Origin of the sequence: Sphingorhabdus sp. (genome assembly GCF_044338195.1) — a bacterium.
Taxonomy (GTDB): Bacteria; Pseudomonadota; Alphaproteobacteria; order Sphingomonadales; family Sphingomonadaceae; genus Sphingorhabdus_B.
This window is the reverse complement of record NZ_JBIIMC010000002.1, coordinates 1-10,783: the sequence shown is the minus strand read 5'-3', so window position 1 is coordinate 10,783 and position 10,783 is coordinate 1. Positions and strand designations below refer to the sequence as shown.

Here is a 10,783-nt window from a genome sequence, read left to right as displayed (position 1 = left end):
GCTCCATCAGGCATAAGCGTAGGGTCCGCCCTTTTCGAGCGCGCGCTGATATGCCGGCCGCGCGTGGATTGTTTCCACAAATTTGGTGAGGTTCGGGCGGTTGGCGGCACGGCCCATTTTAACGGCGGCCTCCGCTGGAAAACTCAACATAATGTCGGCGCCGCTTAGCGTATCGCCCACAAACCATCCGCTGGCTTTCAAGCCATCCTCCATGAACTGGAAATGGCTTTCCAATTGCTGGTCAATACGCGGATGCAGCGGCGCAGCCGCTTCGCCCAGACGGGCCGTGTACAGGTTGAGCAAAATCGGTGTCATCGCCGAACCTTCGGCAAAATGCAGCCACTCAAGGTAACGGACATGTTGGTCTGTCCCGCGTGGCGGCACCAGATGCGCGCCATTATGACGTTCACACAGATACTCGACAATGGCCCCTGATTCAAAAACGATATTGCCGGCGTCTTCTATCATCGGTGACTTACCCAAAGGATGTATTTTCAATAGCGCCTCGGGCGCAAGATTGGTCACCGCATCGCGCTGGTGGTGCACAATTTCATACGGCACGTTCAATTCTTCCAGGAGCCACAATATCCGTTGCGACCGCGAATTGTTCAAATGGTGCACTGTGATGGTCATGGTTATTCTCCTGAATGATTTTGATAGATACGCGCGGCGATTTCCCGCACCAGCTTGGCCCCGACGATTGCCGTAACATCGTTCACGTCGCGGTCGGGATTAAGTTCAACAACATCCGCGCCGACAATTACTGCATTTTGTTTGGCCAATATCGAAAGGACTTCGCGTACCGTCAGGCCACCCGGCTCGGGATGCGCCACACCCGGCGCCTCCGACGGGTCAAGGCCATCGAGATCAAAGCTGATGTAGAGCGGCCCTTCAAGAATAGGAACATGCTCGGGCGAGAAGTTCAGCATCGGGAGGATTTCAACGCCATAACGCTCCGCCTGTTCGCGGCAGTGGCGGTTCAGCGTCCGGATACCGACTTGAACAATGCGCTTGGCATGGCCAGCTTCCAATATGCGGGCAAATGGCGACGCATGACTGCGCGGGTTGCCTTCAAAATCGGCATAAATGTCGGGATGCGCATCGAAATGCAAAATGTTGAGCGGACCATGACGCGCGGCCAGAGCCGCAACCACCGGATATGTTACCGCATGATCGCCGCCCAGCAGCAGAGGAACAGCGCCTGCGTCCATCGCGTCAGCCACCGTCTTTATGATAAGCGCGTCATCAGCCGCAGTATCAACGTCCAAAAGCGGCACATCGCCGCGATCGATCAGCGCGATGTCACTTCCGATTTCAAGGCCGCACTCGGTCGATAGGTTACCCCGGTCGCTAAACAACGCATGGCGAATTGCCGCCGGTGCCGCCGCTGCGCCACGTTCGAACGAACTGTTTTGATCTGTGGGCAAGCCAATCAGGTGAATCTGCAATGTCATGGATGCAGTTGTGCCTTAGCCACCCTGCCTGTCAAGAAGTCAGCGGCCCGCGCGCGACTCTTCATATATCTGTGCGCGACAAAACAAAGTGACCCGCCCCGGGGTGGACCAGGACGGGTCGAAAGCAGCGGCCTCAGGCAAGGCCGCGCTTGTTCGCATATATCTTAAACGTCGTCTTCCGCGTCAGGCCCTGTCATCAGGACTTCAGCGACTTCTTCAGTCTTGCCCCGAATGGCGGCTTCCAACCGTGCCGCGACTTCAGGATTTTCCGTGAGATAGGTTTTTGAATTCTCACGACCCTGCCCAATACGGATCGAGTCATAGCTGAACCAGCTGCCGGACTTTTCGACAAGTCCCGCCTTCACGCCCAGATCCAACAGTTCGCCGGTCTTGGAAATACCTTCGCCATACATGATGTCGAATTCGACTTGCTTGAAAGGTGGAGCTACCTTGTTTTTCACAACCTTCACGCGGGTTGTGTTGCCCACAATATCTTCACCAGACTTAATCTGACCCGTGCGACGGATATCCAAACGGACCGACGCATAGAATTTCAACGCATTACCGCCCGTGGTGGTTTCGGGCGAACCATACATCACACCGATTTTCATGCGGATCTGGTTGATGAAGATCACCATGCAGTTTGACCGGCTGATCGAACCTGTAATTTTGCGAAGCGCCTGGCTCATTAAACGGGCCTGCAAGCCGACATGGCTGTCGCCCATTTCACCTTCGATTTCGGCGCGCGGCACAAGTGCAGCAACCGAGTCGATAACCAAAATGTCGACTGCGTTAGACCGCACCAGCGTATCTGCAATCTCAAGTGCTTGCTCACCCGTGTCAGGCTGCGACACGATGAGGTTATCAATATCGACACCCAATTTCTTCGCATAGCCCGGATCCAGCGCATGCTCTGCATCGATAAATGCCGCCGTACCGCCTGCCTTCTGCGCCTCTGCAATTGCATGCAAGGTCAGCGTGGTCTTACCCGAGCTTTCTGGACCGTAAATTTCGATCACGCGCCCCTTGGGTAGACCGCCGATGCCGAGCGCAATATCCAAACCAAGCGAGCCTGTGGACACTGCATCAATAGCAATCGCCTCACGGCTACCCAGCTTCATCGCCGAGCCTTTACCAAAAGCGCGATCAATCTGCGCCAGCGCCGCTTCTAACGCCTTTTCACGTTCCGAACTTTTCATACCGTTTGCCTGATTCCCATCGACCATTTTAAGACTTGCTGCCATTTTTCCACTCCTTCAGCGTCATGCCTGTTCCAGATCATCATCCGGAATATCCATTATGTACACCTTCTGTTCCAAAAGAACAAGAGCGGAACAAAATTATTTATGCGTTTATTTTCAATACCTAAACTAATTAGCCTTCACGAGAGCATCGTGGACCGCTTCCGCAATTTGCTGAACTGAAAATGGCTTAGCAAGGAACGACACATTGTCGAGGCTGATCGTCTCGCGCAACTGCTCCTCTGCGTAACCGGACATGAACAACAGGCGGATGTCCCCATATGTCGCACGCAAATTGCGTGCCATTGTCGGGCCATCCATATTGGGCATGACCACGTCCGAAACGACGAGGTCATATCGCTTACCTTCCGCAAAAAGTTCAAGTGCTTGCTCGCCATCGCTTGCGGTTTCCACAACATAGCCCTGCCGCACCAACGCGCGCTCTGCAACCGCGCGCACCATGTCTTCGTCTTCAACAATCAAGACGCGGCCGCTGCCCCACAAATCCTTGGGCTTGTACAATTCCTTTTTGCCCGTCCCGGCAACAGGCACGTCCCCTTGATGAACCGGCAAGAATATGTCGAAGCGCGTGCCTTGACCGACTTTTGACTCGGCAAAAATGAACCCGCCCGATTGTTTAACAATACCATAGACAGTGGAGAGACCAAGCCCGGTCCCATTGCCAAGTTCCTTGGTCGTGAAGAACGGTTCGAATATCTTCGACAGATTTTCCTTGGAAATGCCGACACCGCTGTCCTCGACGGATAATTTCACATAGTCGCCGATGGGCAAAAACTCGCTACCCATCGCGGCGACTTCCTGATGACTCACCGCCAATGTGCTGATGTGCACCACACCGCCCTTGGGCATTGCGTCGCGCGCATTCACGCCCAAGTTGATGATCACCTGCTCCAGTTGCCCCGGGTCAGCGCGCACGGCGCCTACCCCGCGCCCGTGATGGACCTCAAGCCGGACGGTCTCGCCAAGCAATCGCTTCAGCAAGCTGGATACGTCGGCCACAACATTCGCCAGTTGTAATATCTGCGGACGCAATGTCTGCTGACGCGAGAAGGCAAGCAACTGGCGGGTCAGGCTGGCTGCACGATTTGAATTGTTCTTGATCTGCTGAATATCATCATAATCGCCATCGCCGGGCTGATGCCGCAGCAGCATGAGGTCGCAATATCCGATAATCGCGGTCAGGATGTTGTTGAAATCATGCGCAACACCGCCCGCCAGCTGCCCAATCGATTCCATCTTCGTTTGTTGGGCGAGCTGCCGCTTCAGGGTTATCTCTTCGCTATTATCCTTAAGTCCAAGCAGAACCGCAGCGCCGCCAAGCCCGCGCACGCCAGCGATAGAGAGCGCAATGACTTCATCGGGTCGCTCTTTCAAGCGAATGGCGATGTCGCCTGATGTCATGGGCCCGCTGCCATAACGGCGAATGCTATCCAAGACCACGCCCTTGTCTTCAGAAATGACCAGATCACCCGGATATGGAGGCAATTTGGTCGGTTCTACATCCAGCACGCGCGCAAATGCGTCATTAGCAAACAGGAACCGGCCATCGCGATCAACAAGCGCCAGCCCCAAAGGCAGTGTGGAGAGCAATTGCTCAACATGTGCAAGCGCGAGGCCGCGGTCGACCTTTGCGCTGTCCTCGTCCACCGCGAGCAGCAAAGCGGAGCCTTCCACATCATGTGCGTTCAACGGCACGTGCAAAAGCCGGATAGGCAAGCCGCGACGTCCTTCGCGTTCAAAAAAGACGCTGCCCTTGTCATCCAACCGCACAAAATCTACGAATGAACGGCCCGTGAGGGGATATTGATCCGTGCCCGTTGCGCGCAGCGCAAAAGCAGCGTTTGCCGCACGAACGCAGCCGTCGGGACCAACGGAGACAGCCATGACGCCGCTGCCGGACATGGCACGCCCGATACGTCCGGTAATCAGCTCAATCGCAAGGCTTTCAATGGCAATCCGCTCAATGGGCGCGAGTCTCCATAATAGATATTCGTCAGAAGCGCCCGCGCGTGCCACCTTCACGCTATAGGCGCGGTGGTCCTTCGTTATAGTATCGATCTGGGCACTGCCGTCGCGCCATGCGGCACGACTTGCCGCGACCATTAAAGATTGGCTCACTTCATCCAACCCCAGATCCGGTGGCGCTTTGAGTCCGGGAAACGCTTTGGTGAATTGATCATTTGCGCATACCAGCAGACCAGCGCGGTCACTGATGGCGATTGCAGCGTCGTTCAACTGCGTGGCAGCGTGCGCGATAGACCAGTCAGGCGGCGAGACATTGACAGCAACCTCGACCGAGCCCGCATGACGGAAAAAGTGAATGAGCGCGCCGGCTGCAATGATGACGGCGGCGCAGGAACCAACAAGAATGATGTTGCCCGTCGAAAACCACAATATCGCCAGCGACAAAAAGGTTGCGAGAGCCAACACCGCCAACTGACGCACATCCAGCTTGGCGGACTGGTCCATATCCCCGCCAAATATCTGGAATTGAGTCGGCGGGGATATTTTTTTCAAAACCATTCCTTACCAGATGCGAACGCGGTCCTCAGGCTTGAGGTACAATTTTCCGTCTGCTTTTGGCTGGAACGCATCGTACCATTTGTCAAGATTGCGAACGATCCAGTTACGTGCCGTCTTTAGCGGGCGGTTGCGTGGCGTCAGATTGGCTTTGCGCAAATGCTGGTGTGGCGAGCGATGCCGCCGACACCGATGCGGCCAATGCGCTTTTAAGTGGGAATTTCATTTATATGCTCCCGAAATATCGTGGGGAGAATAGAGGCTGGCAGGCCAAAGGCTACAAAAGCTTATCCACGAGACGCGATTGCCTTCGACCGGCGTCGCCATTTGGCGCTTATCCGCCAGCGCCAGAACCAAGCCGAGAGCACATAACCGATGACAGCCGCCGCAATGGATATGATCGCGAGCCCTGCAACGCCTTGCACCAACGCCAAAGGCGCTTCGTTCCAGACATAATCACCCCACGCCGAAAGCGGTGCCGATGTCTCGATAAGTTGATAGAAGTGGCCTGAGCCATTGTTCAACCGCAGCACCGATTCACCGACATACACCGACCCAAGCAAAATGAATGGCGTTGTCGCCGGCATACTCAGGAACGTCATGGCCGCGCCGATGGGAATATTTGCCCGGAATGGCAGCGCAAGCAGTGCAACACCAGCGATCTGGACACCTGGTATCAAAAGGAAAATCCCGACCAACAGGCCAAGAGCTACACCCCGCGGGACGGAGCGCCGTGTAAAACGCCAGAGGGCTGGATGAAACACGCGCTGCGCAAACGGCCGCAGAAAGCGGCTGCGTTCAAAGCTGTCGCGTGTGGGGGCCTGCCTGTGCAACCAGGAGTCAAACTTACTCATCCACGATCACGCATAATGCGTCCTTGCTCACGCTTCCAATCCCGTTCTTTCTCGGTCGCACGCTTATCGGGCGCCTTTTTGCCCTTTGCCAACGCCAATTCCACTTTCGCCCTGCCGCGTCCATTGAAATAAATCGACAGAGGCACGAGCGTCATGCCCTGCCGCATCACCGCGCCATGCAGCTTGTTTATTTCACGTTCGTTCAACAGCAACTTTCTGGGCCGTTTCGGTTCATGGTTAAAGCGGTTCCCGTGGCTGAATTCGGGGATGTTCGCGTTAATCAACCAAATCTGGTCATCGCGCACTTCGGCATAGCTCTCGGCGATCGAACCTTCACCAAAGCGCAAAGATTTCACTTCGGTTCCGGTCAGGACAATACCGGCCTCATATTTGTCATCGATATGAAAATCATAACGGGCACGCCGGTTTTCCGCGACCGTTTTGACTTTGTTGAATGCTTCGGGCTTTGGACGCGTCATTAAATAAGCCCTGCATTCTCCAAGGCGGCATCAACCTGACGACGGCTCGCCTCACTTGGCGGGGTCATTGGCAAGCGCAACTCGGTCGGGAAACCTTCGATGACGCGCGACAGCGCATATTTAATCGGCCCCGGCGATGCATCAGAAAACAACGCCAAATGAAGCGGATACAGCTTATCATTTAGATCACGTGCCAAGTTATAATCACCCGATGCACATGCCGCCTGAAATTCGGCGCATAATTTCGGCGCAACATTTGCGGTAACGGAAATGCACCCGCGCCCGCCTGCGGCATTGAACGCAAGCGACTGTTCGTCGACGCCCGACAACAGGCAGAAATCCGGTCCGCAGGCCAACCGATGGTCCGTTACGCGCGGCATATCACCGCTGGCATCCTTGATGCCAATCACCGTCGGCAACTGCGCAAGGCGCGCAACCGTTTCCGGCTTGATGTCGGTCACGGTACGCGCGGGAACATTGTACAGCACGATAGGCAGGTCGTTCTTCTTGGTCATCGCCTCGAAGTGGGCATAAATGCCCTCTTGGTTGGGGCGATTATAATAAGGGGCGACAACCAGCCCGGCAGCCGCACCGCTTTTCTTTGAAAAGTTAAGATGGAGAATGGCGTTATTGGTGTCATTCGACCCACAGCCCGCAATCACGGGCACGCGCCCAGCGGCTTGCTCGATACACACTTCGATTACGCGATGATGCTCCGCATTCGACAGCGTTGATGCCTCACCGGTCGTTCCCGCAGGTACCAGCGCGCTTGATCCTTGGTCGATTTGCCAATCGATCAACGCACGAAAATGCTTTTCGCTAAACGCTCCGTCGCAAAAAGGAGTCACTAGAGCCGGTATCGATCCCGAAAACATAGCATTACACTTTCAATCTGCGCCATATAGGCCGCTAAGGGCTATATAGTCGTTCGTTCAGCACCTGATAAGGATGGGGCACATAATATGTCCAGCATGGTAAAGCATCTCATTTCGGCATCGATGCTAATAATTCCGTTTTCGACGGCCGTGGCGGCCCAACAAAGTGATGGCATAGTTTGGCAGCGCGGTACGGGGGAAGCCCCTGCTGCGGCGCCCACTGCGCAAATGCCGCAGGCCCCGGCCGTGCAATATGACCCAAGCGAGGGCCAAGTCCCGGCCGCGTTGCAGCGTTGGAAAATGCTAAGCGCGTCCGGCAATTTCAGCTTTGGCGAATATGCTTCATTTCTGATGCGCTATCCCGATTGGCCAAATAGCGATGAGATGCGCAAGAACGCAGAACAGGCGATCAATCCTTTGTCCTTGTCGCCCAGTCAGGTTGTGGCCTTCTTTGACCGTTTGCCTCCGCTCACCAACGCGGGACGCGCCCGGTTCGCAATTGCGCTCCACGCGTCGGGCGACACATCGCGCGCTGAAGAACAAGCGCGCGCGGCATGGCGCGGTGGTGCCCTTAACGATGACGACGAAGCACGTATGTTCCGCATCGCCGGCAACCGTTTTACGTCCGCTGACCATGACGCCCGCGTTGATCGCTTGTTATGGTCGGGCTCAACTCGTGGCGCAGAACGCTGGATAGCCTACACCTCTCCGCAACGTCGCCCTGCGTTTATTGCGGCGCTCGCCACCCGCCTGAAGGCCGCTGACGCCGATCAAAAGGTTCAGGACGCCGGAGCTCTAGCCAATAGTGAAGCGACCCTAATCGCCGCCAGAGCAGACTTCATGCGGTCCACAGGCAACAGCATCGGTGCGCGCGAATTGCTAGCGAACCGCGCCAATCTTGCTGCGCCGGTACCTGTTCTGAAGGACTGGTATCAATTGCTGCTGACGCATGCGCAGGCAGCCGCGAAGAACGGTCAATATGACGTCGCGTACCGCATAGCGTCACGCGTGGACGACGCAACGCCGCCCGGCCTTGTCATGATCGATCAAGATATCGCCACACGCGATCGCTATACCAGCCTGACATGGCTTGCGGGCATGACGGCGATGGAAAGGCTTGGCCGCCCCGATGACGCTGTTGTTATGTTCGAACGCTATGCGTCCGCTGCAAAATCGGCGCAAACCCGATCAAAAGGCTTGCACTTTGCGGGCAAAGCTGCGGCGAAGGCCGGAGACCAAGCGTCGGCCACGCGCTATCATGAACAAGCCGCGGCGTATTATGAAAGCTTTTTTGGCCAGTTGTCGCTTGAACAGTTGCGACGCCCCCTGCCCCCAGTACCGCGCATCACCCCCGCCGCACCCGTATTGGCGGAAGGCGATGTTCCGGCCGTCTATTTGGCCGCAGCCCTCGCCCCCAAATATGGGAGTTGGAAGGACCAAAGCAATTTCTTCAGGGCCATTGCGCGAAACGCCAAGGATACGGATGATTTTGCCACAGCCATTGGCCTTTCGCAAAAACTGGGCCGTCCCGATCTCGCTGTGATGGCGGGTCGCAGCGCCCGATCGGCCGGTATTCCCGAACTTTTGGGAAACAGCTACCCAACGGTCAATGTTCCCGCGGCGCATCACCAGACATGGACGCTTGCCCATGCAATCATGCGGCAGGAAAGCCAGTTTGACCGGGCAGCCGTCAGCCACGCAGGCGCACGCGGCCTTATGCAGCTGATGCCAGGCACAGCCCGCGAAACATCAGGCAAAATCGCAATGGCATATCGCCCCGAAGCGCTAACGGTCGATACAGATTATAACATCGCCCTTGGCGCCACATATATCGAACGCATGCTCGATTATTTCGACGGAAGCTACCCGCTCGCAATTGCCGCGTATAATGGCGGTCCCGGCAATGTGAACAAGTGGCTGAAGGCTTATGGTGACCCGCGGACAGGTGCCATCGACATGATGGAATGGATCGAAAAAATCCCGCTGAGCGAGACACGTGATTATGTTTACCGCGTGCTGGAAAATGCGGTGATGTACGATCATCTCCACCCCGAACGGGCGCGCGTGCGGTCGGCAACGCCGCTCAGCACATATCTGGGCAAATCAAGCCCGGGGTGACATAGAGGCGCTATGGAGCGCACGAACCCTATTACCCCGGCCGGATTCGCAGCCTTGCGCGCGCGGTATGAACAATTGTTCGCTGTCGAACGGCCAGCGGTTGTTGAAATCGTCCACTGGGCGGCGGGCAATGGCGACCGAAGCGAGAATGGCGACTATATCTACGGCCGGCAGAAGCTGCGCGCAATTGACCGTGAACTCGGCCAGCTTTCCAAGAAAATGAAAGTTGCAAAGGTACTCGACCCATCCAAGCAGGAAGACCGAGATCGCGTATTTTTCGGCGCGACGGTTACCTTGGCGGATATCGACGATGTGGAGCGGGTCATTACATTGGTCGGCGATGACGAGGCAGATGCTGGCCATGGCCGCATCGGATGGAACGCACCGCTGGCGCGTGCCCTGCGTGGTGCGCGCGTCGGCGATGTCAAAACGGTAACGTTACCAACGGGGCCCAAGGAATGGGAAGTCGTCGCAATCGCCTATCCAACAGGGGAATAGCCGAATGTCTTTTCGGCTAGCGCCACAATCTCTGGTTTAGCATCACGAAAATCCTGCGGAACGCTTGCCTCAAGCGACTCCACAACATGCTTTAATGCAGCGATCCGTGCCGCTTTCTGGTTATTGCCGTCGATAACGGTCCATGGGGCCCAGCGCGTGTCGGTGCGCTTAAACATGTCCGCCAGCGCATCCATATACTCGCTACGCCGTTCGCGGTTTCGAAAGTCCTCTGCGGTCACTTTCCAGCGCTTGGCGGGATCTCCGAGCCGCTCCATCAGCACCTTATCCTACGTTTCCTGCGTTACATGGAAAAACAGCTTAATGATTTTCGTGCCGATTTCGCCCTGTCGCGACTCAAACTCATTAATCTCGTCATATCCACGCCGCCATTCTGCCTCGCTGCAGAATTTTTCGACGCGTTCGACCAGCACACGGCCATAATGGCTTCGGTCCCATATGCTGATTTCCCGGCTGCCGGGCAGCTTGTTCCAAAAGCGCCAAAGGAAATGCTTGTCCTTTTCTTCCTCAGTGGGCGCTGAAACGGGATAGACATGATAATAACGCGGATCGAGCGTCGCGGTCATGCGCTTGATTGCGCCACCCTTGCCAGCCGCATCCCAACCTTCAATCACGATCAACGTGCGCGCTTCGTGCAATATGTGCAGCGACTGCAGCCGCGAAAGGCGGTCCTGCAGCGCTTTCAGGTCCTCATCGTAGGTACCT

At 56.1% G+C, this 10,783-nt stretch carries 9 protein-coding genes and 1 pseudogene; 2 read left to right on the top strand and 8 right to left on the bottom strand.

Translation table 11 applies throughout. The features are described 5' to 3' along the window. Positions 1–6: 6 nt before the first annotated feature. The 7 genes from ACIQZK_RS00710 to dapA form a co-directional block, all read right to left on the bottom strand. Positions 7–633 (bottom strand): glutathione S-transferase family protein, encoded by a 627-nt coding sequence (locus ACIQZK_RS00710; protein WP_397574460.1) that lies wholly within the window; start codon positions 631–633, stop codon positions 7–9. Between the two features lie 2 nt (positions 634–635). Next, positions 636–1,454 carry an agmatinase gene (speB, locus tag ACIQZK_RS00705; protein ID WP_397574459.1) on the bottom strand — a complete coding sequence of 273 codons (819 nt, stop codon included), beginning with the start codon at positions 1,452–1,454 and terminating at the stop codon, positions 636–638. Between the two features lie 164 nt (positions 1,455–1,618). After that, positions 1,619–2,698, bottom strand: coding sequence for a recombinase RecA (gene recA, locus ACIQZK_RS00700; protein ID WP_395637312.1), 1,080 nt, complete (start codon positions 2,696–2,698; stop codon positions 1,619–1,621). 126 nt (positions 2,699–2,824) lie between these two features. Continuing rightward, entirely contained in the window at positions 2,825–5,233 is a 2,409-nt protein-coding gene (locus ACIQZK_RS00695; RefSeq protein WP_397574458.1) for a response regulator, read from the bottom strand. 290 nt (positions 5,234–5,523) lie between these two features. After that, positions 5,524–6,090, bottom strand: coding sequence for a DUF2062 domain-containing protein (locus tag ACIQZK_RS00690; RefSeq protein ID WP_397574457.1), 567 nt, complete (start codon positions 6,088–6,090; stop codon positions 5,524–5,526). Further along, a complete protein-coding gene (gene smpB / locus ACIQZK_RS00685; RefSeq protein WP_125230014.1) occupies positions 6,087–6,569 on the bottom strand; it encodes an SsrA-binding protein SmpB in 483 nt (160 codons plus the stop codon). The genes ACIQZK_RS00690 and smpB overlap by 4 nt, the downstream gene beginning before the upstream one ends. Beyond that, positions 6,569–7,444, bottom strand: a complete 876-nt coding sequence (gene dapA, locus ACIQZK_RS00680) for a 4-hydroxy-tetrahydrodipicolinate synthase (protein ID WP_397574456.1) — start codon at positions 7,442–7,444, stop codon at positions 6,569–6,571. Before dapA ends, smpB begins: the two co-directional genes overlap by 1 nt. Before the next feature lie 87 nt (positions 7,445–7,531). Between dapA and ACIQZK_RS00675 the strand changes: the two genes are divergently transcribed. Beyond that, positions 7,532–9,562 carry a lytic transglycosylase domain-containing protein gene (locus ACIQZK_RS00675; RefSeq protein WP_397574455.1) on the top strand — a complete coding sequence of 677 codons (2,031 nt, stop codon included), beginning with the start codon at positions 7,532–7,534 and terminating at the stop codon, positions 9,560–9,562. A gap of 12 nt (positions 9,563–9,574) precedes the next feature. Further along, entirely contained in the window at positions 9,575–10,060 is a 486-nt protein-coding gene (locus tag ACIQZK_RS00670; RefSeq protein WP_395635603.1) for a GreA/GreB family elongation factor, read from the top strand. On the opposite strand, the pseudogene ACIQZK_RS00665 reads toward ACIQZK_RS00670, so the two are convergent. After that, positions 10,042–10,783: pseudogene (locus ACIQZK_RS00665) on the bottom strand (polyphosphate kinase 2 family protein); the annotation flags it as partial. The gene ACIQZK_RS00670 and the pseudogene ACIQZK_RS00665 overlap by 19 nt on opposite strands.